Origin of the sequence: Flavobacterium sp. GT3P67 (assembly GCF_004349155.1) — a bacterium.
GTDB lineage: Bacteria > Bacteroidota > Bacteroidia > Flavobacteriales > Flavobacteriaceae > Flavobacterium > Flavobacterium ranwuense.
The window spans coordinates 1-25,081 of the sequence record NZ_SMLF01000002.1 but is presented as its reverse complement, the minus strand read 5'-3'; the positions used below and the strand labels follow the sequence as shown (position 1 = coordinate 25,081).

19 protein-coding genes are annotated in these 25,081 nt (G+C 34.5%); 8 read left to right on the top strand and 11 right to left on the bottom strand.

All coding sequences use genetic code 11. The annotated features are described in order from the left end of the window. Positions 1-18: 18 nt before the first annotated feature. Positions 19-2,625: a DNA mismatch repair protein MutS gene (gene mutS / locus E0H99_RS04605; protein ID WP_165930254.1), complete on the bottom strand. Its 2,607-nt coding sequence runs from the start codon at positions 2,623-2,625 to the stop codon at positions 19-21. 158 nt (positions 2,626-2,783) lie between these two features. On the opposite strand from mutS, the gene E0H99_RS04600 reads away from it, so the two are divergent. The 3 genes from E0H99_RS04600 to E0H99_RS04590 all read left to right on the top strand — a co-directional run bounded on the left by E0H99_RS04600 (position 2,784) and on the right by E0H99_RS04590 (position 6,043). After that, positions 2,784-3,233, top strand: coding sequence for a DUF1573 domain-containing protein (locus tag E0H99_RS04600; protein ID WP_131991702.1), 450 nt, complete (start codon positions 2,784-2,786; stop codon positions 3,231-3,233). A gap of 69 nt (positions 3,234-3,302) precedes the next feature. Then, positions 3,303-3,839: an RNA methyltransferase gene (locus tag E0H99_RS04595; protein ID WP_131991699.1), complete on the top strand. Its 537-nt coding sequence runs from the start codon at positions 3,303-3,305 to the stop codon at positions 3,837-3,839. Positions 3,840-3,892: 53 nt separating this feature from the next. Next, positions 3,893-6,043, top strand: coding sequence for a T9SS type B sorting domain-containing protein (locus tag E0H99_RS04590; protein WP_240723440.1), 2,151 nt, complete (start codon positions 3,893-3,895; stop codon positions 6,041-6,043). Positions 6,044-6,082: 39 nt separating this feature from the next. Here E0H99_RS04590 and folK read toward each other — a convergent pair whose 3' ends face one another. Beyond that, the gene (gene folK / locus E0H99_RS04585; protein ID WP_131991693.1) at positions 6,083-7,216 is read right to left on the bottom strand and encodes a 2-amino-4-hydroxy-6-hydroxymethyldihydropteridine diphosphokinase; all 1,134 of its coding nucleotides are present in this window, start codon (positions 7,214-7,216) and stop codon (positions 6,083-6,085) included. 138 nt (positions 7,217-7,354) lie between these two features. On the opposite strand from folK, the gene sppA reads away from it, so the two are divergent. Beyond that, on the top strand, positions 7,355-9,115 hold the full coding sequence (sppA, locus tag E0H99_RS04580; protein ID WP_131991690.1) for a signal peptide peptidase SppA: 1,761 nt from the start codon (positions 7,355-7,357) through the stop codon (positions 9,113-9,115). 186 nt (positions 9,116-9,301) lie between these two features. Continuing rightward, positions 9,302-11,929, top strand: coding sequence for an AsmA-like C-terminal region-containing protein (locus tag E0H99_RS04575; protein WP_131991687.1), 2,628 nt, complete (start codon positions 9,302-9,304; stop codon positions 11,927-11,929). Between the two features lie 79 nt (positions 11,930-12,008). On the opposite strand, the gene E0H99_RS04570 is transcribed toward E0H99_RS04575, so the two are convergent. Continuing rightward, on the bottom strand, positions 12,009-12,803 hold the full coding sequence (locus tag E0H99_RS04570) for a DUF2797 domain-containing protein (protein WP_131991684.1): 795 nt from the start codon (positions 12,801-12,803) through the stop codon (positions 12,009-12,011). 188 nt (positions 12,804-12,991) lie between these two features. Here E0H99_RS04570 and E0H99_RS04565 point away from each other — a divergent pair, with 188 nt between their 5' ends. After that, complete coding sequence (locus E0H99_RS04565; RefSeq protein ID WP_131991681.1) at positions 12,992-14,518, top strand: GH3 auxin-responsive promoter family protein; 1,527 nt, start codon at positions 12,992-12,994, stop codon at positions 14,516-14,518. A gap of 7 nt (positions 14,519-14,525) precedes the next feature. Further along, positions 14,526-14,675, top strand: coding sequence for a hypothetical protein (locus E0H99_RS17145; RefSeq protein ID WP_165930253.1), 150 nt, complete (start codon positions 14,526-14,528; stop codon positions 14,673-14,675). Between the two features lie 75 nt (positions 14,676-14,750). Here E0H99_RS17145 and serB read toward each other — a convergent pair whose 3' ends face one another. From serB to E0H99_RS04525, 8 genes are all read right to left on the bottom strand, one after another. Then, positions 14,751-15,989 (bottom strand): phosphoserine phosphatase SerB, encoded by a 1,239-nt coding sequence (gene serB / locus E0H99_RS04560; protein ID WP_131991678.1) that lies wholly within the window; start codon positions 15,987-15,989, stop codon positions 14,751-14,753. A gap of 193 nt (positions 15,990-16,182) precedes the next feature. Then, the gene (locus E0H99_RS04555) at positions 16,183-16,623 is read right to left on the bottom strand and encodes a VOC family protein (protein WP_131991675.1); all 441 of its coding nucleotides are present in this window, start codon (positions 16,621-16,623) and stop codon (positions 16,183-16,185) included. 24 nt (positions 16,624-16,647) lie between these two features. Continuing rightward, positions 16,648-17,088: an SRPBCC family protein gene (locus E0H99_RS04550; protein ID WP_131991672.1), complete on the bottom strand. Its 441-nt coding sequence runs from the start codon at positions 17,086-17,088 to the stop codon at positions 16,648-16,650. A gap of 32 nt (positions 17,089-17,120) precedes the next feature. After that, positions 17,121-17,534, bottom strand: a complete 414-nt coding sequence (locus E0H99_RS04545) for a VOC family protein (protein WP_131991669.1) — start codon at positions 17,532-17,534, stop codon at positions 17,121-17,123. Positions 17,535-17,545: 11 nt separating this feature from the next. Continuing rightward, entirely contained in the window at positions 17,546-17,956 is a 411-nt protein-coding gene (locus E0H99_RS04540) for an SRPBCC family protein (RefSeq protein ID WP_131991666.1), read from the bottom strand. A 365-nt stretch (positions 17,957-18,321) separates the two neighbouring features. Next, complete coding sequence (gene clpX / locus E0H99_RS04535; protein WP_131991663.1) at positions 18,322-19,554, bottom strand: ATP-dependent Clp protease ATP-binding subunit ClpX; 1,233 nt, start codon at positions 19,552-19,554, stop codon at positions 18,322-18,324. Positions 19,555-19,640: 86 nt separating this feature from the next. After that, the gene (gene clpP / locus E0H99_RS04530; RefSeq protein ID WP_073351820.1) at positions 19,641-20,315 is read right to left on the bottom strand and encodes an ATP-dependent Clp endopeptidase proteolytic subunit ClpP; all 675 of its coding nucleotides are present in this window, start codon (positions 20,313-20,315) and stop codon (positions 19,641-19,643) included. Positions 20,316-20,713: 398 nt separating this feature from the next. Next, positions 20,714-22,039, bottom strand: coding sequence for a trigger factor (locus E0H99_RS04525; RefSeq protein WP_131991660.1), 1,326 nt, complete (start codon positions 22,037-22,039; stop codon positions 20,714-20,716). A 433-nt stretch (positions 22,040-22,472) separates the two neighbouring features. Here E0H99_RS04525 and E0H99_RS04520 point away from each other — a divergent pair, with 433 nt between their 5' ends. Then, complete coding sequence (locus E0H99_RS04520; RefSeq protein WP_131991657.1) at positions 22,473-24,965, top strand: ATP-binding protein; 2,493 nt, start codon at positions 22,473-22,475, stop codon at positions 24,963-24,965. Positions 24,966-25,081: the final 116 nt, after the last annotated feature.

The window sequence follows — 25,081 nt, the reverse complement described above, 5'->3', positions numbered from 1 at the left end:
ACTTTAAAGTTAAATAAATTATTTTCTGGTCAACATTCTTTTAATTTCATTGAGTTTCATCAGCGCTTCCATAGGCGTAATGGTATTTATATCCAGACTTATGATCTCTTCTTTGATTTCTTCCAATAAAGGATCATCTAAATTGAAGAAGCTCATTTGCATTTCATCTTTTGCAGCTTTAATTCCGTTCAGCGCATCGCTGGAATGATTTTTTTCTAATTTCTTTAAAAGTTTCTGCGCTTTCAAAATCACAATTTGAGGCATTCCGGCCATCTTCGCCACATGTATTCCAAAACTATGTGCACTTCCTCCTTTTACTAATTTTCGAATGAAAAGCACGGTATCTTTCAATTCTTTAACAGCCACATTATAATTCTGAATTCTAGGCAGTGACTCGCTCATTTCATTCAACTCATGGTAATGGGTTGCAAATAATGTTTTAGGTTTTGAAGGATGCTCGTGTAAAAATTCTGCAATTGCCCATGCGATGGAAATTCCGTCATAGGTACTCGTTCCTCTCCCAATTTCATCTAAAAGCACTAAACTCCTATCGGAAATATTATTCAAAATGGAAGCCGTTTCATTCATTTCGACCATAAAAGTAGATTCTCCCATCGAAATGTTATCACTCGCTCCTACTCTGGTAAATATTTTATCTACAATTCCCATTCTCACACTGTCTGCAGGCACAAAACTTCCCATTTGACACAATAGCACAATCAAAGCAGTTTGACGCAAAATAGCAGACTTTCCAGACATATTCGGACCAGTGATCATGATCAGCTGTTGTGTTTCTCTATCCAAGAAAACATCATTGGCAATATAAGGCATGCCAACCGGCAATTGTTTTTCGATAACTGGATGCCTTCCGTTTTTGATTTCCAGTTCGAAAGTTTCGTCTAGCTCAGGGCAGATGTATTTATTTTCGATAGCCAACTGTGTAAAAGAACACAAACAATCGAGTTGTGCCACCAAATTAGCATTCATTTGAACCGGCTTGATATATGTTGCAATCCAACTCACCAATTGTTCGAATAACTCTACTTCTATTTTATGAATTTTTTCTTCGGCACCCAGGATTTTGGTTTCGTATTCTTTTAATTCCTCCGTAATATAACGTTCCGCATTGACCAAAGTTTGCTTTCGAATCCATTCCACAGGAACTTTATCCTTGTGCAAGTTTCTAACTTCGATATAATATCCAAAAACATTATTAAAGGAAATTTTCAACGAGGAGATCCCCGTCAGTTGTGATTCTCGTTTTTCGATTCCGTCCAAGAATTCCTTTCCGGAAGTTGATATTGCCCGTAAATCATCTAATTCTGCATTGATTCCTTTGGCAATCGCATTTCCTTTGGCAATAGCCACAGGAGCATCTTGATTTAAAACCGTTTTTATTTTTTCACGCAACAATTCGCAACTGTGCAAACTGTCACCGATTACTTTAACTGCTTCTTGCGGACTTTCTAAAGCCAAGGTTTTTATTGGAATAATAGCATCCAAAGATTCTTTCAGATAAACTACTTCCCGAGGCGATACTTTTCCGGTTGCAATTTTCGAAATCAAACGTTCCAAATCAGAAATTTGCTTGATTTGATTTTGGATATTTTTTAAAACGTCCTGATTTTCTTTTAAATATGAAACCACCTGATGACGGCTTTTTATTTTAGTACTGTCTTTCAACGGCAATGCCAACCAACGTTTCAACAAACGACCTCCCATTGGCGATAGCGTTTTATCAATTACATCGAGAAGCGTCACCGCGTTTGGATTATAACTATGATACAACTCCAGATTGCGAATTGTAAATCGGTCCATCCAGACATAAGCATCTTCTGCAATACGCTGAATGGTCGTGATATGTTGCACTCTGTTGTGCTGGGTTTCGGATAAATAATATAAAATCGCTCCCGAAGCAATAATTCCTTCTTTCAATTCTTCGATTCCAAATCCTTTCAAAGAAACCGTTTGAAAATGCTTGGTTAAGGTTTCGAATGCGTAGTCTTCCTTGTAAATCCAATCTTCCAGATAAAAGCTATGATAATCCTCTCCGAAAATTTCCCGGAAATCATTTTTATTATTTTTGGGAATCAGAACTTCACTTGGATTAAAATTCTGTAACAGTTTGTCAATATATTCTGCATTGCCTTGCGCCGTTAAAAACTCACCTGTAGAAACATCCAAAAATGAAATTCCAATTGATTTATTGGCAAAAAAAATAGATGCTAAAAAATTATTGGTCTTCGACTGTAAAACCTCATCATTCATAGAGACACCTGGAGTCACAAGCTCTGTAACACCTCGTTTCACAATGGTTTTGGTCATTTTTGGATCTTCAAGCTGGTCACAAATAGCCACACGAAGTCCCGCTTTGACAAGCTTTGGCAAATACGTATTTATAGAATGATGCGGAAAACCTGCTAGTGCAGTCTCCGTTTCTGAACCTGCCCCTCTTTTGGTCAATGTTATTCCGAGAATTTTTGAAGCACGAACTGCGTCTTCACCAAATGTTTCATAAAAATCCCCTACGCGAAACAAAAGACAAGCATCCGGATACTTCCTTTTTATCTCATTGTACTGTTTCATTAACGGAGTTTCCTTAACTATTTTATCTTTAGATGCCAATTGTATTTGTGTTTAAAAATGAAAAAAATATCAGCGAATTTATAGATTTTAAAACAAATAATTAAGGAGTTCAAAAATTAAACTATTTTTAAGAAAGATTTAATCCATAATTTCTATTTTTTCTTTAGATTTGTAAATACTTTTAAATTGAAATAGATATGAAAAAAATAATTACCCTAGCTATGCTAGTTGTTTTAGGAGTTGTATCTTCTACTGCACAAGAAACTTCAAAAAAATTAAAAGCAACAAATACTAAAGTTGCTACCGCAAAAGTGAATGGCGCTGGAATGGTTTTCGTAACTGAAACCATTGACTACGGCACTGTTGCCTATAACTCTGATGGTAAACGCGAGTTTATTTTCACAAATAACGGAAACAAACCTTTAATCATTACTAATGCTCAAGGATCATGTGGTTGCACCGTTCCTACTTATCCTAAAGAGCCAATCGCTCCGGGAGCAAAAGGAGTTATTGGAGTAAAATATGACACTTCAAGAGGTGGTCAAGCTTTTACTAAAACAGTAACATTGACAACTAATGCTGTTGTCCCTAGCAAAACACTTACAATAAAAGGAAATGTTTTAGCCGCTGAACCTTCAAAAAGCTAAATTTTAACTAAATACACAAAAAAGCTTCCATTAATTTCGGAAGCTTTTTTTTTGAATAATTTACAAAATATGAGAAAGCTAGAAAACAGCGAACTGGATCGAAAATCTATTGAAGCATTCAAAAAATCTGAAAAAACACCGCTGATTTTAGTATTAGATGACATCCGCAGTTTGCATAATATTGGCTCCGTATTTAGAACAGCAGACGCCTTTCTAATTGAAAAAATATATTTATGTGGTATTACTGCCACTCCTCCAAACAAAGAAATTCACAAAACAGCTTTGGGCGCTACCGAAACGGTCACTTGGGAACATCATGAAAATGTTCTTGAAGTTATTGGAAAATTAAAAAAAGAAAACACCACCACGCTTGCCATAGAACAAGTAGAAAGTGCTGTTTTTCTTCAAGATTTTAAAATTGAAAAGGACAGGAAATATGCTTTGGTATTTGGGAACGAAGTACATGGAGTTTCTCAAGAAGCGGTCGCCTTGTGTGATGGTTGCATCGAAATTCCACAATTAGGCACCAAACATTCTTTAAATATTTCAGTAAGCGCAGGGATTGTAGTTTGGGATTTATTTCAAAAACTGAACTGGCCGAAATGATTTTTTTAAAATAGAATAAGTAATACTTTTATCGCATGAGAATTTTTAACTTTTTGAAATTATCTTTAGCTTTTTTATTGCTCGTTCCGATGGCAGAATGTTCCGCTATATCCTTTTATGCAATAAAAAAAAACACTGCTATAATCTCAAAAGGCTCGATAAAGTCATCACGCCTTAATTTTATTACAAACCCACATTCATTATCAATTATAGATAATGCACCACAAATTATAGCTACAGGAAATCAAAGTTACTGTCCTGGAACTTCATTAAGAATAGTAACCGATGTCAGCATAACAAATTCTGATATTACAGACACAGGTACAGAGGCTATTTACATTCAGATTTCTTCGGGTTATGTAAACGGGCAGGATTTAATCCAATTACCCAATCCCACATTACACCCAACAATTATTTCTAGCTGGGATGCTCCTTCAGGAAAATTAAAATTATCCAGCCCAACTGGAGCTGATGTTTTATATAGCGACTTTGTAAACGCGATAAAAGACGTTGAATTTAGCAATTCATCAACTTCTCCTTCAGGAATTCGAAATTTCTCAATCACAATAGGACAAGCAAATTATTTACCCAGAAACGGTCATTTTTACGAATATGTTTACAGTCCAGGAATCAGTTGGACAGCAGCAAAATTAGCTGCAGAAACAAAGATTTATTATGGGCTAAAAGGTTATTTAGCCACTCTGACAGCGGCTGATGAAGCTCAATTGGCAGGAGCTCAGGCGGCTGGAAACGGCTGGATTGGAGGTAGTGACATCGAAACAGAAGGGGTCTGGAAATGGATTACTGGGCCGGAGGCAGGAACGGTAATGTCTTATACCAATTGGAATACTGGTGAACCAAACAACAGTAATGGTATTGAACATTATGCACACGTTAAAGCGCCTGGAGTCTCTGGAATTCCAGGATCATGGAACGATCTGCAATTAAACGGAGATTCAACTGGAGATTATCAATCAAAGGGATATATTATAGAATATGGTGGAATGCCCGGAGATCCAATACTTGAAATTGCAACTAGCACATCCATAACGATATTACAAATTACAGGAACAACTTCAGTTTCAAGATGTGACTCCGGAATTGTTACACTTCAAGCAACAGCCTCCGGCGGAACAGTAAACTGGTATGATACTACAAGTGGCGGAACTTTATTAGCAACTGGAAACACTTACACAACACCTTTTTTAACAGCCACAACAACTTATTATGTTGATGCTGGATGCACAACGTCAAGAATAGCAGTTGCAGCCACAATAAACACAATCCCTACCATCACTGCTACCAATTCTCCCGTTTCCAGATGTGGAGCAGGAGCTGTAACGCTTGAAGCAACAGCTTCTACTGGAAATATAAACTGGTATTCAAGTCTAACCGGTAGCACTAACATAGGAACTGGGACAAGTCTGACTGTCCCCAATGTTACACAAAACACAACATATTACGCCGAAGCCATAAATAATGGATGTACGAATGGCAATCGGATTGCTGTTGAAATTATAATTTACGTTCCTCCCGTAGTTACGGATCAAGAGATAATACTTTGTAAATCCGGCAGCTTAATCCTTGATGCACAAATTCCTAATATGACTTATTTATGGTCAACCGATGAAACTACAGCAACAATTACTGTTTCTGCTTCTGGTATTTACACCGTAGATGTAACCAGTCCTACTCCTGAAAACTGTACCAGCAGAAAAAAATTTACTGTTGTTGAACATCTTATTCCTGAAATAGATCGTATTGATGTAAACGGAACTACAGTCGTGGTTTATTTAAAAAAATCAGAGGACTATTTTGAATATTCTGTTGACGGAATCAATTATCAAAGTTCGAACGTGTTTTTCAATGTATCGAGTGGCTTGCAAACGGCGCATGTAAGAGAAGCCAATTTTTACGGAGCTGACAGTAAAACATTTGTAGTTTTAATTGCTCCAAAATTCTTTACTCCAAACAACGATTCACAGAATGATTTATGGGAAGTAAAAGGATTAATTAATTACCCAGGAGCCGAAGTGACCATTTTTGATCGTTATGGAAAATTGATTACAAAACTAAACGCAATCAACCAATCTTGGGATGGAACTTTTAATAAAAATCTATTGCCCGCTTCAGATTATTGGTATATCTTGAAAATTGACAACACAAGACCTTTAATAAAAGGGCATTTTTCTCTAAAAAGATAATTGAACACAACTTAATAGTTCAAACAGCAGTCAATATTATTAATTAATCTTCTTCTTGATTACATCTAAAATATAGAGATAATCTTCTTGATTTTTCACAAAATCCCTATCAGAAACATCAATAATCAGAACATTCAAATCGGTTTGTGATTTAATATAATCCAGATAACCGCTATTGATTTTATCCAAATATTCAGCCGGGATTTTTTGTTCGTAGCTTCTGCCGCGTTTCTTAATATTTTGCAATAATCGCTCTGAATTTTGATACAAATAAATGTACAAATCAGGCTTTGGCATTTCTCTGTAAATAATATCAAAGAGATTGCGATACAAACGGTACTCATCTTCGGCCAGTGTTATTTTGGCAAAAATCAAAGACTTAAAAATATGATAATCGGCAACTAGAAAGTCTTTAAACAAATCAAATTGCGCTAAATCATCAGACAATTGCTGGTATCTATCCGCAAGAAATGACATTTCAAGCGGAAACGCATATCGGTTCTGATCTTTATAAAATTTGGGCAAGAAAGGATTATCCGCAAAACGTTCCAGTACCGTTTTCGCATTAAAATCCTCAGAAATCTTCGTAGCCAAGGTGGTTTTTCCCGCTCCGATATTCCCTTCGAAAGCGACATAATTAAATTGCTCTAATGAAATATTCTGCAAAGGATTTACTAAATTCTGAACCACTATACAAACACTTTCATCTGGTGACAATACCAATAATTCCGAAATATTTTTTTGAAGAATAGGATGTTTCCAATCTAAATTTAAATCCTGAATGGGCAACAAAACAAAATTCCTGTTTTGCATCAAAGGATGCGGAATTTGGAGTTTTTCGGAAGCAATAATTTCTGAATCGAAAGCAATCAAATCAATATCAATCGTGCGCGATTGATACTCTTGAGATTTATTTCGCAAACGACCCAAACGCTTTTCAATTTTTAAAACCTGAGACAGAATTTTATGTGCGGATGTAAAAGTGTGTAAAACCAAAGCACAATTATAAAAAGCATCACTTTCAAAACCCCAAGCTGGAGTCTCATATAATCTGGAGACTTTAATTACAGTCCCAATTTCTTGATGTATCAATTCCAAACAACGTTCGATATTTTCCAAACGATTGCCTTGATTGCTGCCTATAGATAAAATGACCTGATGTTGTGATTTCATAATTAGGTGCAAATTAACTAAAAGAATTTTAGAATTAGCAATATATTTGTATCCTGTGTTGATAATTAAACTTAGAAATTACAAACAATTATTTGTAACATTTCAATCTTTTTTACGACATATTAAAAAAATATAATTATGAGATTTTTAGGAAATGTATTAGCTACCATTATAGGTGTTTTTGTTTTTTTCATGTTGTTCTTTTTTGGAATTATTCTCATTGGAGCCATTTTTGGTGGTGAATCTGAAGGTGTTACGGTAAAAAATAATTCTGTTATAGAATTGAATTTGGAAGACATCAGAAACGACTATGCCGGAAAATACAAAGACCCTTGGGTAACTATTTTTTCAGAAAACAAAAAAGTAGGCTTATCAGACATTATTAATGCCATTGAAGAAGCAAAAAAAGATGCCGACATTAAAGGTATTTCGATCCTAAATAATGCTTCGTCATTAGGTATGGCGCAAAGTAAGGCATTAAGAGATGCTCTGGAAAGCTTTAAAAAATCAGGTAAATTCGTCATGGCTTATGCCAATTCGTATTCACAAAAAGAATATTATCTAAATTCTGTTGCCAGCCCAATTTACTTAAATCCTGTCGGAGATATGGATTTCAAAGGCCTTTCTGCTGAACTTATGTTCTTTAAAGATTTTCAGGAAAAATCAGGATTAAAAATGGAAGTGATCCGCCATGGAAAATATAAAAGTGCCGTTGAACCGTTTTTAGAAAACAAAATGAGTGATGCCAACAGAGAACAAACTACCGCATTACTGAATTCCGTTTGGAATTCGATCACTACTGACATCTCTAAAAGCCGAAATATATCTGTGGCTAAATTGAATGAAATTGCCAATGGACTTCTTGCTCGAACTCCGGAAATGGCAAAATCACAGAAATTGATTGACGTTATTGCCTATGAAGATGTGTATCACAACGCCATCCGAAAAGCACTTAAAGTAGCCAACGACGAAGAATACAATAAAGTGTCTATTTGTGATTATGCTCAAAAAGTAGCCACTACTTCACAAACGTTCGACAGTAAAGATGAAATAGCCATTATTTATGCCCAAGGAGAAATCAGGGGTGGCGAAGGTGATGTCAATGTCATCGGAGAAGGTTCTATGCGTCGCTCGTTACAAGAGGCTCGAAAAAATAAAAATGTAAAGGCTATTGTACTTCGTATTGACAGTCCTGGCGGAAGCGCTTTGACCTCAGATTTGATTTGGAGAGAGATTGAATTGACTAAAAAAGTAAAACCAGTAGTAGTTTCTATGGGGAATTATGCGGCTTCAGGAGGGTATTATATTGCGTGTAACGCCAACACCATTTTTGCCGAAGAAAATACAATTACAGGTTCTATTGGTGTTTTTGGAATATTACCCAACTTCACACCATTGGCTACTAAAATAGGAATCTATACGGAGCAAGTCAAGACCCATGATAATTCGGCAAATTATAGTCCTTTTGTACCATTGGATAAAAAATTCAAAGCGGTTACCCAAGAAAGTGTTGAACACATTTACAAAACTTTTGTTACGCATGTAGCACAAGGTCGAAAAATGACATTTGCACAAGTTGACGCTATTGCACAAGGAAGAGTTTGGACAGGTTCAGAAGCATTGAAAATTGGACTTGTGGATAAAATTGGAGGTTTAGATGACGCTATTGCAAAAGCAGCTTCTATGGCAAAAATAAAAAGCTACAGTACCCAAAATTACCCGGAATACGAGAAAAATTTCGAGGATCTTTTAGCTAATCTTCCTTTTGCAAAATCTAAAGAAGACTTTATAAAAGAAGAAATAGGAGAGGAAAACTATAGAATTATGCAAGAAATAAAAAAATTGCAAGCACAAAAAGGAGTTCAAGCCCTAATGCCTTTTGAAATTAACATTCATTAAGAGCTTTTGTAACTCACTATGAAATCCGTTTAATCAATTGTTTAAACGGATTTTTTTATACTATAAAGTTAAATTATTGTTTATAAAAAACACCAAAAAAACTACTCTGTCCTAAAAATACTATTTTTGTAAAAGAATCGAAGGCACTATTTTTGCTCCACTTATAGAATCTAAAGAAATTAAATTATGATAAAGAAAGTTTTAAAAATCATTGGAATTCTGATTATCCTGCTCGTCGTGACTTTATTTGCTGCGCCTTATCTATTTAAAAATCAAATAAAAGCTAAAATTTCTGAAGCTATCAATGCCAAAGTAGATGCCAGGGTCTCTTTTGCAGAAGCGGATTTAAGCTTGTTCAAAAATTTCCCAAATGCGAATGTAACGCTGGAAAAATTAGTCATTATAAACAAAGCTCCTTTTGAAGGCGACACTTTGATTTCATTAGGCGAATTGAATTTAAAAATGTCTATCAAAGAACTTTTTAAAGGTAAAAACGAAGCGATGTCTATTGACGGAATCTCCTCGAAAAATGGATTAATCAATATCATTTTCAACAAAGATGGAATCGGGAATTACGATATTGCTTTGAAAGATGAAAAAACCAAAGACGATGGAAAAAGCAGTCCGTTATCATTAAAAATACAAGATTATAAAATTGAGAATTTCAAGTTCCGTTATTTTGACGAAAGCTCAAAAATAAAAATGATAATCGACAGTTTAAACCACGAAGGAACCGGGGATTTTGCAGCCCAAAAATTAGATTTGGTCACCAAGTCAACGGCGAAAGTATCACTCGATATGGACAAAGTCAATTACATGAAAAATGTAGCCTTGACTCTGGACGCAGTTTTGGGAATCGATTTAGAAAAAAGTAAATACACCTTCAAAGAAAACAAAGCGTTAATTAATCAATTGCCACTGGAATTTGATGGATTCATTCAAATGGTCGAAACGGGTCAACAATATGATTTGAAATTTAAAACTCCTACTTCATCCTTCAAAAATTTCTTGGGAATTATCCCTGCAGCCTATGCATCGAGTTTGGACAATGTGAAAACAACCGGCGATTTTACTGTTGCAGGTTTTGCCAAAGGCTTGTATTCAGATTCAACAGTTCCAAAATTCAACATTGCAATAGCCTCAAATAACGCTTCATTTCAATATCCTAATTTACCAAAATCAGTTCAAGACATCGTTATTGACACTAAAATTATAAACGAAACAGGGATTCTAAATGACACGTATGTCAACTTGGACAAGCTCTCTTTCAAAATAGATCAAGATGTTTTTAATGCCAAAGCCAACATAAGAAACATAACTCAAAATGCGGTTGTTGATGCCGCTTTAAAAGGAACTATCAATTTAGCCAATCTTTCCAAAGCGTATCCTATAAAACTGGACAAGCCACTGTCAGGAATTTTAAAGGCCGATGTGACTACAAAATTTGATATGCAATCTGTAGAAAAAAGTCAGTATCAAAACATCAATAATGCAGGAACAATGAGTCTTTCAGGCTTCAATTATGTGGATGAGAACGGTAAGAGAATGAACATTAGCACTGCTTTAGTTCAGTTTAATCCCAGCCAAGTCAATTTGAAACAGCTGAATGCGACTACAGGAAAAAGTGACATTAGTGTAACGGGAGTTTTAGAGAATTTTTACGGGTTTATATTTAGAAACCAAGAATTGAAAGGAAACTTCAACATGAATTCTAAACAATTAGCCGTTGATGATTTTATGACAACCGGCGAAACCACTAAAACTGCGACTAAAACGGAAACTAAAAAAGCGGAAGCCATGAAGATTCCTGCTTTCTTAAATTGTACGCTTACCGCAAAAGCGACTACGGTTTTATATGATAATTTGACTCTGAAAGATGTTTCGGGAAAACTAATCGTGAAAGACGAAAAAGTGACTTTGCAAAATGTAAAAACATCCATTTTTGGAGGAACAATTGGCGTAGACGGAGCTGTTTCCACAAAAGGAAAAACGCCCGTTTTCAATATGGATTTAAAATTAAATCAAGTCGATATCGCACAGTCTTTCACCCAACTGGATATGTTGAAAAAAATTGCACCAATAGCTGGGATTATCAATGGAAAGTTGAATTCAACTATCAAATTGAACGGAAATCTTGATGCAACAGAACTAACTCCTGACTTGAAAACGCTTACCGGTGATTTGTTAGGACAACTGCTTTCGACCACTGTAAATTCGAGTAATTCGACTTTGCTGACCGCATTAGGTTCTAACTTGAAATTCATTGATGTGAGTAAAATCAATTTGAATGATTTGAAAGCTGCGGTTACTTTCAAAGATGGAAAAGTAAATGTAAAACCATTTGACATCAAGTATAAAGACATCAAAGCAACGATTGGAGGAACGCATGGTTTTGACCAAAGCATGAATTACAATCTAAAATTTGATGTTCCCGCAAAATATTTGGGTTCAGAAGCGAATGCGCTAATTGCAAAATTATCTCCTGCTGATGCTGCAAAAGTGCAAAGCATTCCGATAAATGCAATATTAGTTGGGAATTTCACGAATCCAAAAATCACAACTGACATCAACAGTGCGGTAACTAAATTGACTACTCAACTAGTAAACCAACAAAAAGACAGACTGGTAAAACAAGGAACTTCGGCTTTGACTGATTTCATTAATAAAAACAAGAAGCCAGGAGATACTACAAAAACGGCGACTCCTACAACTCCCGCAACTAAGGAAGAGGTAAAAACTAAGGCTAAAGATTTATTAAATGGATTGTTTAATAAAAAGAAAAAAACAGAAGAGCCTAAAGAACAACAAGAATAATTTGATATAAAGCAATAGTTTTTTATAATAAAAAAAGCAGGAATTTCTAAAATAGAAATTCCTGCTTTTTTGTGGAATTTTATACTTTGATTTTTACCACATATCCTTCGGAACCACGGATATTAAAAACTGTTCCATCCTCAAACAATAAATACTGTCCTTTTATTCCGGTTAGTTTTCCTTGAATTTGAGGTGTTTTATCTAAACTCAAACTGTTTACTTTATTTGGGTATTGTAAAACAGGATAATGCATCTCATACAAATCATTTTTTTGCGAATAGAAATATTCCTGAACCTCCGTTGGAATAAAATTTTCCACTTTCATCCGTTCTGCAACTAAGTCAATTTGTTCCACATTATTGGTCAACATTTTTCTCCAATTGGTTTTATCAGCATAATGATTTTTCAGCGCCACCTCAGTAATTCCGGCCAAGTATCGATTCGGAACTTCAACAATCGAAATGGCTTGGGTTGCGCCTTGATCTATCCATCGTGTAGGTACTTGTGTTTTTCTGGTCACTCCTACTTTGACTTCGCTGGACAAAGCCAAATACACAATATGTGGTTGCAATTGTACTTTTTCTTCATAAGCTAGATCTCTATCCTGAATCCCAAGATGGGCAGTACTTAACTCCGGTTTCATAATCCAATCCCCAACCGAGGCACTAGAATAGAAACAATCATAACAGCATCCCTGACGGAATATTTTTTTCTTCTTCCCGCAATTTAAACATTGATACCCCACAAAATTAATCTCAATACTTTTATTCAGTAACTGATTCACGTTTAAAAAGCTATTCTCAAAAACTAAATAATATTGAATTGGGTTTCCAAATTCGGTTTGCATTTTTGTAAGTACACCTTCGTATGTCATTTTAGATTGCAGATTTAAGATTGTAGATTGCAGCTAGCAAGACTACTCTTTTGAGTTAGAATATTTGATACAAATAGAATTGTTTTTTATAAAAAAACACTATTTTTGGTATTATTGCAAAGTTAGTATTTGTAAACCTATTTTCAAATCTAAAATCTGCAATCATAAATCTAAAATCCCAAATCTCCATGCCTTTAACCATAATCAATTCGTTTGCCTCCTGGGTTCTAAAACAAAGAATCCATCAGATCGAACTTTTCCTAAAATATCCCAATGAGGTTCAGGAAGAATTGCTTATGCATTTAATTCAGTCATCAAAAAACACTGTTTTAGGCAAGCAATATGATTATGCTTCGATACATTCCTATGCTACTTTTGCCGAAAGAATTCCTATTTCGACCTACGAAGAATTACAACCGTTGATTGAAAGAACCCGTATAGGTGAACAAAATGTTTTTTGGGAAACCCCTATAAAATGGTTTGCAAAATCTAGCGGAACTACAAACGCCAAAAGTAAATTTATTCCGGTAAGTAACGAAGCCCTGGAAGATTGTCATTATAAAGGGAGTAAGGATTTATTGTGTTTGTATTTAAACAACAACGAAGATTCAGAACTGTTTCTTGGAAAAAGTTTGCGTCTTGGCGGAAGTTCCCAAATCTATGAAGACAACAATACGTTCTTTGGAGATTTGTCTGCCATATTAATCGAAAATATGCCTATTTGGGCGGAGTTCAGCAGTACGCCAAGCAACAAAATTTCCCTTATGAGTGAATGGGAAACTAAAATTGCTGCGATTATAAACGAAACAAAAAACGAAAACGTAACCAGTTTTGCCGGAGTTCCTTCGTGGATGTTAGTTTTAATGAATAAAATGCTGGAAGAAACCGGAAAAGGAAATTTATTTGAACTTTGGCCTAATTTGGAAGTCTACTTTCACGGAGGCGTAAATTTCGAACCCTACAGAGAACAGTATAAAAAAATATTGCCTAAAAAAGAGTTTAAATATTACGAAATATACAATGCGTCCGAAGGTTTTTTTGCCATTCAGGATTTAAATAATTCCAGTGATTTATTATTGATGCTGGATTACGGAATTTTCTATGAATTTATTCCAATGGATACTTTTGGAACACTGGATCAAAAAGTAATTCGACTGGCAGATGTGGAACTTTTCAAAAATTATGCTTTGGTGATTACCACCAATTCCGGTTTGTGGCGCTATTTGATTGGTGATACCGTTCGTTTTACGTCATTGAATCCCTATCGAATTCGGGTAACGGGAAGAACCAAGCATCACATTAATGTTTTTGGCGAAGAATTGATGGTCGAAAATACCGATCAGGCTATTGCCAAAGCCTGTAAAATGACCCAAATGGAAGTAGTTGATTACACCGTTGCGCCTATATTTATGGAAGGCAAAGAAAAAGGCGCCCATGAATGGATGATTGAATTCAAAGACAATCCGGCTGATCTATCGCAATTCCAGAAAGCATTGGATGAATCCATACAATCTTTAAATTCAGATTACGAAGCAAAGCGCTACAACAACATGACGTTAAATCCGTTAGTAATAAATGTAGCCCGGAAAAATTTGTTTTATGATTGGCTAAAAGGCAAGGACAAATTAGGTGGACAACACAAAATTCCTAGACTTTCTAACCAAAGAGATTATTTGGAACAACTGAAAAGCATGCAGTTTGAAATAATACAATAGACTAAAGATGAAAAACACCTTCTACATCTTGATTACACTAGTTGTACTGAGTTCCTGCGGACCGCATAGAATGAGTTGCGGCGCAAGAGGAATTTGTAAATCTCACGAAAAACAAACACTGGAAAAACCTGAAAAAGTGTTTACCCTTAAAGTATAAAAAAAGCTATCCGAAAAGTAATTTTAGGGACAGCCTATTTTATTATTATTATTATTATTATTATTATTGCACTATTTACTCCTCCTCCATCATATCAATATGCCTGTCGTGGTAGCCTAACAGGTATAAAACACCGTCGAGGCCTAAGCTGGAAATAGAACTTTCTGCTTTTTCTTTTACCGTAGGTTTGGCATGAAAAGCAATTCCTAAACCTGCCAAATTCAACATAGGCAAATCATTGGCACCATCACCCACCGCAATGGTTTGATTGATGTGAATCCCTTCTTTTTCTGCAATAGCTTTTAGATATTCTGCTTTCTTTTGACCATCAACAATTTCGCCTATATAGTTACCTGTCAATTTGCCGTCTATAATCTCTAATTCATTAGCGTGAACGTAATCAATCCCTAATTCCTTTTGTAAATAATGACCAAAATAAGTGAATCCTCCTGATAAAATAGCGGTTTTATATCCGTAATATTTTAAGGCCTTCATCAAGCGATGTGCTCCTTTTGTTATGGGCAGATTTTCAGCAACTGTTTGCAGCACATCTTCACTCAAGCCTTCTAACAAAGCCATGCGTTGTTTGAAGCTTTCGCTAAAATCAATTTCGCCATTCATAGCCGATTCAGTTATGGCTCTTACCTGCTCACCCACACCCGCTAATTCAGCCAATTCATCAATTACTTCCGTTTGAATTAAGGTAGAATCCATATCAAAACACACCAAACGTCTGTTTCTTCTATACATATTGTCTTCTTGAAAAGAAATATCCACATCTAAGGTTCTGGAAATTTCCATAAAACTAGCCGTCATCAACGTTTTATCGACAATATTGCCAGTTACAGATAATTGTACGCAAGAACGAGGAAATTCTTCTTTTTCAATAATAGAAACCCTTCCCGTTAATCTTTTGATAGCGTCAATATTCAAATTTTGGTTCGATAATATTCTAGTCACAGCCGCCAATTGTACAGCCGTTAATGTTTCTCCCAAAACATTTATGATATAACGTTGTTTGCGTTGTGCTTTTACCCAAATTTCGTAATCGTCTATAGAAATCGGAATAAACTTAACTTTAACCCCCAATTCATACGCTTTAAACAATAAATCTTTTAAAACAGGCCCAGAAGAAGAACCCGCTTTTATTTCAAATAAAATACCTAAAGAGAGCGTGTCATGAATGTCTGCTTGTCCAATATCTAAAATAATGGCATCATAAGTCGCCAAGATGGATGTTAAACCAGCCGTTACACCCGGTTTGTCCTGACCGGAAACTTTTAATAAAATGACCTCTTTATCTTCTACTTGCATGCTATAATTATTTGATTAAGAATGGACAAAAATCGACAATCTGACGTTGATAAAAAAAAATAATGTTTCTTTTTTTAAACAATAACAAATAGTTTAAATTAACCATAAAAAAACCTGCTCAAATCAAGGAACAGGTTTATATTTTTGAGAAAAACGCAATACACGAACAAATCAGGATTTGTTTTAATGATTATTATTTTTTCTCGTTTTCATCAAAATTTACCATCCAATTGATCCCAAATTTATCGGTAAACATTCCAAAATAAGCTCCCCAAAAAGTCTGGCTTATTGGCATCGTTACCGTTCCTCCTGCCGAAAGTCCGTTAAACAATTTATCGGCTTCTTCTTTGCTCTCGGTGTTGATTGAAACAGAAATATTTTGCCCAAATATCACTTCTTTACTTGACGAATTGTTGTCGCTTCCCATCATGATTGTTCCTTTGCCGATTGGTAAACTAACATGCATGATTTTTTCACTATCTTCTTCAGAATCAGGTTCGCACCCCTCCGTATTTGGCGGAATGTCTTTGAATCTGCCAATATAAGAGAATTCTCCACCAAATACAGATTGGTAAAACAGAAATGCTTCTTCGCAATTTCCATTAAAAACTAAATACGGATTAATTGACGCCATAATTGTAATTTTAAAATTAATATTTTATTTCTCTTCTGAAAGTTTCTTTAGCATATCTAAGCCTTTTGGAAATGTGGTTTTGAAATAATCGACATACTTTTCGACTGAATCCATTTTAACCTCTAAAACAGTCAGACCATTATTTTCGGTTAATCGATAGGTTTCCATAGCACCTGTCCATTCTTGCGTTTTAGGATCAATAGGCATTTCTACAAAATTCTTCAATTCGCTTATGTGTTTGAAAGCGATGTATTCATTTGGTATTTTCTTATAAATAATGCTATTCATTCCATCCCCATTTGGAGATAAAAAATGAATTTTACTGCCTTCTTTCCAATCACTTACCGCATAAGTCCCTTCACAAAAAACGGATGTCCATTGTTTGTATGTCTCTTCATTCCATAAAATGTCCCAAACTTTTTCTTTTGGAGCATTGATCTCAATTTTAAATTCCAGTGTTGTCATTTTTTTTGTTTTTTTTTAGATTAACTTAAACCCTACTGCTTTGGCACTTTACTAAAATCCATATATAACATATTCCAGCGATGTCCGTCTAAGTCTGCAAAACCACAACCGTACATCCAACCTTGAATTTCGGCTGGTTTGGCGAAAACTATACCTCCTGCTTCTTCTACTTTCTTTGCGAATTCATCCACTTCTTCTCTACTTTCAGCATCAATTGAAATTAATACTTCAGAACTTGATTGCGTATCTGTAATTTTATTTTGCACAAAACTTTCAAACATCGATTCCTCAAAAAGCATGACCGCAAAATTAGTAGCTCCAACTGACAGGCATGTTGAATGCGGAGTAGCGTATTGTTCATTAAAAGAAAAACCTATTTTAGCGAAAAACGCTTTTGATTTCGCCACCTCTTTTACCGGTAAATTAAGCCATATTTGCTTTGTCATTTTGTTTGTTTTTAAAGGGTTGGATTTTCTACGTATTTTTTAAAGTTATCTAAAATTGCCTGCCAACCTTGTTGTTGCAAGGCTTCGGAATTTTCTGTTTCTGGGTCAAAAGATTCTGTTACTTTTACATTGTCTCCCAGATTTTCAAATATAATCTCTACATGTCTTCCATCAGCCATTTTGTATTTTATACTGGCGTTTTTTTCCACCTCAGTATATTCTCCTTCAAAATCAAAACTCATGCTCCCATCTTTTGCCGCCATGGTAGATTTAAATTTTCCACCTACTTTTAAATCATTTTCCGCAAAAGGGGTATGCCAATCTTCGGAAGCATTATTCCATTTTGTAATGTGTTTGGGAGCTGTCCACAATTCCCAGACTTTTTCAACAGAAGCGTTTATCGTATTTTGTACCGTTATCATTTCAAGTTCCCTTTTAAAATTTTCGACTATAAATTTACAAATTATTTAAAATCAGCTACATATAAATACTAAAAAAAATATAGTTTAAACCCAAATTCCGCATTAGAAATCTACTGCATCTAAATTCTTCTTCATAACCAAGCACTTACTCCAATTTTTAAAATCGAAAGACAAAAGTATTCCTTCTTTAAAAATTGTCCGTGAGCACTTGTTTTTATTGAATAATTTAGCTTCGTCACGAAGTCTAATGCAGAATCTGGGTTTAAAAAAAAGCTGAAAATAATCCATAAAAAAAACTGCTCAATTGAATGAACAGGTTTACTATTTTAGAAAAGATTAAAAATTAATCTTTATCAGAACTCAAATTACGATGCTATTTCCAAACGTTTCAATAAATTTTTATTCAATGTTTCTTTTGCATAATCCACGTCAATTTCTAATGTTTTAGTGTCAGAACTTGGCAATTCATACATCGCATCAGTTAAGATTGCTTCGCATAACGAACGCAATCCACGAGCTCCTAATTTATATTCTAATGCTTTATCAACAATAAAATCCAAAGCTTCATTTGTAATGGTGAATTCTACGTCATCCATTAGAAACAATTTCTCATATTGCTTGATTAACGCATTTTTAGGCTGCGTCAAAATCGCACGCAAGGTTTCTCTGTCTAAAGGATCCATGTGTGTCAATACGGGCAAACGACCAATAATCTCCGGAATCAATCCAAAATCTTTGATATCTTTTGGAATAATGTATTGCAACAAATTGTCTTTGTCGATGTTATCCACATTTTTAGAAGTAGAATAACCCACGGCTTGACGGTTCAATCGTTTTGAAATAATTCTTTCGATTCCATCAAAAGCACCACCGGCGATAAACAAAATATTTTGTGTATTTACCTCCACAAATTTTTGGTCCGGGTGTTTGCGTCCTCCTTTTGGTGGCACATTCACAACGGTTCCTTCCAATAATTTCAATAATGCTTGTTGCACACCTTCACCAGAAACGTCACGCGTAATAGACGGATTGTCACTTTTACGTGCAATTTTATCTATTTCGTCAATGAATACAATGCCGCGTTCTGCTTTCGCAACATCATAATCAGCAGCTTGTAACAGTCGTGTCAAAATACTTTCGACATCTTCTCCCACATAACCTGCTTCTGTTAAAACAGTCGCATCAACAATAGCCAAAGGCACATCCAACATTTTTGCAATGGTTTTAGCCACCAACGTTTTTCCTGTTCCTGTTTGTCCCACCATGATGATGTTACTTTTTTCAATCTCAACCTCATCGTCTAATTGCTGTTGCATCAAACGTTTGTAGTGATTGTAAACCGCAACCGACATTACTTTTTTAGTTTGGTCCTGTCCAATAACATATTGATCCAAGAACGCTCTGATTTCTTTTGGTTTTTTCAAAATCAAATCTCCAACCAGTTTTGAACTTCCACCGGATTTTAATTCTTCTAAAACAATTCCGTGTGCCTGTTCGATACATTTATCACAAATATGTGCATTGATACCAGCAATCAATAAATTGGTTTCTGGCTTCTTTCTTCCACAAAACGAACACTCTAATACTACTTTTGCCATTCTTTTAGTCTAATGTCATAAAGTCAAAAGTCGTAAAGTCTAAGCAATGCTTTTGACTTTATGACTTTTGACTTTCGACTAATAATTTATCCTCTTATTAAAACCTCATCAATCATTCCGTATGCTTTTGCTTCTTCGGCAATCATCCAATAATCACGCTCACTATCCGTATGAACCTTATCGAAAGTTTGTCCGGAGTGATGCGAGATAATTTTGTACAACTCATCTTTCAGTTTCAACATTTCGCGTAAGTTGATTTCCATATCTGTTGCAACCCCTTGCGCTCCACCTGATGGTTGGTGAATCATTACTCTTGAATGTGGCAAAGCCGAACGTTTTCCTGCAGCACCTGCACACAACAGCACCGCTCCCATAGAAGCTGCCATTCCGGTACAGATAGTTGCTACATCCGGTTTGATGTATTGCATCGTGTCATAAATCCCCAATCCTGCGTAAACGCTTCCTCCTGGAGAATTCAAATAAATCTGAATATCCTTTGAAGCATCGGCGCTTTCAAGGAACAACAACTGTGCTTGAACGATGTTTGCAATTTGGTCATCAATTCCTGTTCCAAGGAATATAATTCTGTCCATCATCAGCCTGGAAAAAACGTCTAATTGTGAAATATTCAACTGACGTTCTTCGATAATATATGGAGTCATGTTTTTAGGAGTCATTGCGCCTACGATTTTATCGTAATACATCGAGTTTACGCCGTGGTCCTTTGTAGCAAATTTTTTAAATTCTTTACCGTAGTTCATATTTTTTTGTTCTAAGTTTTACGTAATATCTTGTGATTCGATTTAATGCAAAGGTCATACCCATTTCCAAATAATGTCAATATGTCTTATTTTTAGCCCAGATGGGAGTAAAAAGCTTTTTGAATTTCGTTTTTTAGTTTTTTTATTCTTGCAAAGCGACTGGAAGAAGCTCTTGCAGGAATTTAAAAAACTGAAACGGATGAAAAAACTTGTAACGTACAGCTGGATTGGCTCCCGCAACTAATTGAAACAAAAGAGCGTCAAAAAATATTTTTTCTGACGCTCAAATATAACTATTTTTTATTGTTTAGTATCTGTAATAAAATCATAAAATTTTAATAATCACTTGCGCTCTTAGGGCTTTTTACTTTTGACTTTAAGACATTACAGACTCCTATTTATTCTCCGTATGAAGCGGCAATAAATTCGTCGTACGTTACTTCTTTAGTTGTAGGATTTGCTTTCTCTTTGAACAATTCCAATAATTTTTCCGCAACAACTTGGTCAGAAAGTCTTTTTACTTCGTCTTGGTTAGACAAAACTCTTGCAACAATTCCTTGAACTTCTTCGTCAGTAGGATTTGTTTGCCCGAACTGCGCCATTTGTTGACGGATATTTTTTGTAGTGAATGTTTTCAAATCTTCGAAAGTGATTTTGATATCAGATTGAGCCATTGCTCTACCTTCGATCAATTGAAAACGCAATCCTTTTTCAGAACGTGCATATTCAACTTCAGCTTCTTCAGGAGACAATTTCTTCTCACCAACAGTCTGCAACCATTTTTTCAAGAATTCAGAAGGTAAATCGAATTTTGTACTTTCGATCAAAAACTCCGTAACATCACCTAATAATTTTTGGTCTGCTTGTTGTGCAAATTGAGTTTCAGCATCTTCTTTGATTTTTGCTTTCAATTCTTCTAGTGAAGAAACAGTTCCAGCTCCAAACAATTTATCAAACAATTCTTGATTCAATTCAGCCAATTCAGCAGTATTGATCGCTTCGATTGTGAAGTTTACATCAACATCTAAACCGTGAACGTCATCATGACTTACTTTCATCACGTCCATCAATTGATGATCGTCTTCAAATAAACCTTTAGTATTTACAGTCACTACATCACCTGCTTTTTTACCAATGAATAAATCAAAAGTCGCTTTGTCTTTGAAAAGATCAGCAGCAATAGTGGTAGCGTTATTAATTCCTTTTTCTTCGTTAGTGAATGTTCCTGTTACATCTGAATCTGCAGCAACAACCTCTTGAGGAATTGCTTTTCCAAATTGTTTTTGGATTCTTTCCACTTGACCTTCGATTAATTTAGCATCAGCAGTAACCACATATTTTACAATGTCATTTTTAGCATCTAAGTCTAAAGTGAAGTTTGGAACCAATCCAATTTCATATTCAAAAACCAATTCTTCAGCATCCCAAGAAAAATCTTCGTTTACTTTAGCAAGTGGTGTTCCAAGAAGGTTTAATCTTTCTGATTGTACGAAACGCTCCAAAGCCAAATCAACAACTTTCTGAACTTCTTCTTGCTTAATCCCTTTACCGTATTGTTTTTCAACAAGATCTTTAGGCACCGCTCCTTTTCTAAATCCCTTAACAGTTGCCAAAGGCATTTTTTCGTTTATTCTTTTTGCAACTTGTCCTTTGTAATCCATGTGAACAACAGTCATTACAATTGTTTCATTCACAGCGTCTATTGCTACTCTTTTGATATCCATCTTCTTCTTTAATTTACATAATAAAATTGGGTTGCAAAATTATAAAATTTTTGCAACCCAAACAAGTATTTTACCATTTTGAATTTTAGGCAGTCATTTGACAAAATCATAGGCCAGAAAAGGAAAATTATTTGAGCGTGTCCCACCAGATTGCTTCGTCGTTCCTCCTCGCAACTACGGGTCAGGCTGTACGTTACAAACGAAGTTCACTGAACTCCGCTAAAAATTAAAAATATTGTGAAGTAATCTTTTATTGCGCTTCGCTTCATAAAAGGATTTTCACTTCCATCCTTCACGCGGCTTAAAGTATTCAACAATAAAAACCTCTTTGATCATTTGTAATAATTTATTTATATATTTGAAATTAAATATTGTGTGATAATTATCACACATATAAACGAGTTAGGGGCAAAGCTAAAAAAATAGAACGTAAATGAATGAATTAGAAGAAAATAACGAACTCTTTAAGAACTCTTTCGATATATCAATTTGGAAAAACAAAGATAAAATTGATTACATTAAAGAAAACATTTTAAGCGTAGAGCGAACAATAGAAGAATACCTTTCTAATATTATAGTTGATTTTCCTCAACTTACTGACCATTCATTAAACCATTCAAGAATGCTTTGGAATTATTCAAAGATTATAATTGGTAGTACTCCTAACTTCCTCAACCCATTAGAAGGTTTTATATTGCATCTTGCATTTTTAATTCATGATTCTGGCATGTGTTATTCAATATTGAATAATCTAGAGGAAATGAAAAAAGACCCTCTTTATTTGGATTACATTAAGCAAAATGGAGACTCTGAAACCACATACAAGGAAGCTCTATTTTATGTTGTACGTTATCGACACGGTGATTACGCACAAAAAGTTGCAACAGAAAAACTAAGTAATGGCGACTACTTAATTAAAGATATATCCTTAAGAGAAGAACTTGGTTTGATTGTTGGTAAAATTTCCAAAAGTCACAGTTGTAATACAAATTACATTGAGAGAGAATTTGGTACTAAATACTGCTCTCCAAATTTCCCAACAGATTGGTCAGTAGATTGTCAAAAAATCTCATTTATTTTAAGAACTGCTGATGCTGCACATTTAGATAACTTAAGAACTCCCAAATCTAACAAACTTATATCGGAAATAGAGGGAATATCAAAAGAGCATTGGACTTTTCAAAAAAAATTAGGTTTTCCTGTATTATCAGAAGATAATCTATTAACCTATTCAACTAATAATCCTTTTTCTGAAAAAGAACAAAAAGCTTGGTGGCTTTGTCATGAAGCGTTAACGGTTTTAGACCGTGAAATTAAAAGTGCGAATGAGTTTTTTGAAACTAAAAATCAAACTCCATTTAAAGCAAAAGGAGTAAAATCAATTAATGACACATTAGAATTAGGAAAAGAATATATCCGTACAGATGGTTGGGTATCTTTAGATTCTAAAATCAAGGTTACAAACCCTGTCCACATTGCAACAGAACTTGGAGGAATAAAACTTTATGGTAACATCCATTTTGCGCTAAGAGAGTTAATCCAAAATAGTATTGATGCAATTAATTTGTATCGCATGCATACAGGTCAAGACAATTTAAATGTGGGTGAGATAAACATTTCATTAGAAATAGAAAATGATGAACCCTTTTTGATTGTAACTGATAATGGAATTGGAATGAGTCAAACAATTTTAACAAATGAATTACTGGATTTTGGAGGTTCATATTGGAAAAGTGATAAATTCACAAGGGAATTTGAAGGGATAAACCATAAAGGATTTGAATCAATTGGCAAATTTGGTATAGGTTTTTTTTCAGTTTTTATGTTAGGCGAATTTGTTAACATAACATCATGGAAGTTTGGAGAATCAATATCAAATATGAAAACTCTAGATTTTCATGACGGGATAAATTCAAATCCAATATTACGAAAACCTGATTTAAAAGAAAGAAATAGAATAATCGATAGAGGGACTTCTATTAAAGTTAAATTAGATATTGACCCATATTCAAAATTAGGAATAGTTGGTAATTCCTTATTTTCAAATAATTTACTTTTTACTTTAATTAAGTATTTTGTACCTTCTTCAAACGTAAAAATAAACGTAAAAGAAATTGACGGTACTTTAAACACAATTTTACCTAAACATTTATTCAACTTAGAATTTAATGGATTAGTTGATTTTCTTTTTTTACAAAGAGAAAATCAACTATTTAATGGTTTAATCGATACTTATAAACAATTAAACATTGGTTTAATTGAAATAAAAGAAGACGATTTTTTATATGGTAAACTAGTTTTACTACCTCAGATTAATAATCAGGAGATTTCTCTTGCAATTACATTATCTAAAGGTATAAGAGTTAGCGATATTGGGGGATTTGCTGGATATATAAATACTGAAGAAGTAATTTCTATAAAACGAGATTCTTTTTCAAAGATTGTGCCATATGATAGTATGAAAAATTGGGCGATTGAACAAAAAAATATGATTGAATCTTTAAACCTTATTAACTTTTACTATTTAAAATATCTTGGTTTGCTCATGACATTTAATTTACATGATGATTCCTTTCCTATTTTTGTTACAAAAAAAGACAGTAACTATACATTAATTACTATTCATGATTTTATAAATCATCTCAAATCTAATTCGGAATTCAAAATTTATAGAGAAGGTCATACACTTTCTGGAAGATTGCCTAATTGTGATGGTTTTATAGATTTACAATATGGTTTCAGTGTAAATGAAATTGTAAAAGAAGAGGATATACCTAAATTAATACAGCGAAAAGATTTAATCGAAAAAGTTATTACAAATACATGGAATTCTTTTGAACATTCAGAAGATAATCTGCTACATAGAGGTTATCAACTTGATATGCCTTATATGTACATTGAAACATATAAAAAGCTCAGCCCCTAACAGCGGTTTTGCAAGATTGCGAATTTTGTGGTTAATTCACATTTCCGTTCCGCAAGAAATTTTATCTTAGCCGAAAGTTCTCGGTTACGAAGTTCGCAACCTCGCAAAGCCGCGAC

Coding starts and splice junctions, on each gene's coding strand:
- E0H99_RS04600 (WP_131991702.1), top strand. CDS start 2,784: ATGAAAAAAATAATTACCCTAGCTATGCTAGTTGTTTTAGGAGTTGTA.
- E0H99_RS04595 (WP_131991699.1), top strand. CDS start 3,303: ATGAGAAAGCTAGAAAACAGCGAACTGGATCGAAAATCTATTGAAGCA.
- folK (WP_131991693.1), bottom strand. CDS start 7,216: ATGAAATCACAACATCAGGTCATTTTATCTATAGGCAGCAATCAAGGC.
- sppA (WP_131991690.1), top strand. CDS start 7,355: ATGAGATTTTTAGGAAATGTATTAGCTACCATTATAGGTGTTTTTGTT.
- E0H99_RS04575 (WP_131991687.1), top strand. CDS start 9,302: ATGATAAAGAAAGTTTTAAAAATCATTGGAATTCTGATTATCCTGCTC.
- E0H99_RS04570 (WP_131991684.1), bottom strand. CDS start 12,803: ATGACATACGAAGGTGTACTTACAAAAATGCAAACCGAATTTGGAAAC.
- E0H99_RS04565 (WP_131991681.1), top strand. CDS start 12,992: ATGCCTTTAACCATAATCAATTCGTTTGCCTCCTGGGTTCTAAAACAA.
- E0H99_RS17145 (WP_165930253.1), top strand. CDS start 14,526: ATGAAAAACACCTTCTACATCTTGATTACACTAGTTGTACTGAGTTCC.
- serB (WP_131991678.1), bottom strand. CDS start 15,989: ATGCAAGTAGAAGATAAAGAGGTCATTTTATTAAAAGTTTCCGGTCAG.
- E0H99_RS04555 (WP_131991675.1), bottom strand. CDS start 16,623: ATGGCGTCAATTAATCCGTATTTAGTTTTTAATGGAAATTGCGAAGAA.
- E0H99_RS04550 (WP_131991672.1), bottom strand. CDS start 17,088: ATGACAACACTGGAATTTAAAATTGAGATCAATGCTCCAAAAGAAAAA.
- E0H99_RS04545 (WP_131991669.1), bottom strand. CDS start 17,534: ATGACAAAGCAAATATGGCTTAATTTACCGGTAAAAGAGGTGGCGAAA.
- E0H99_RS04540 (WP_131991666.1), bottom strand. CDS start 17,956: ATGATAACGGTACAAAATACGATAAACGCTTCTGTTGAAAAAGTCTGG.
- clpX (WP_131991663.1), bottom strand. CDS start 19,554: ATGGCAAAAGTAGTATTAGAGTGTTCGTTTTGTGGAAGAAAGAAGCCA.
- clpP (WP_073351820.1), bottom strand. CDS start 20,315: ATGAACTACGGTAAAGAATTTAAAAAATTTGCTACAAAGGACCACGGC.
- E0H99_RS04525 (WP_131991660.1), bottom strand. CDS start 22,039: ATGGATATCAAAAGAGTAGCAATAGACGCTGTGAATGAAACAATTGTA.
- E0H99_RS04520 (WP_131991657.1), top strand. CDS start 22,473: ATGAATGAATTAGAAGAAAATAACGAACTCTTTAAGAACTCTTTCGAT.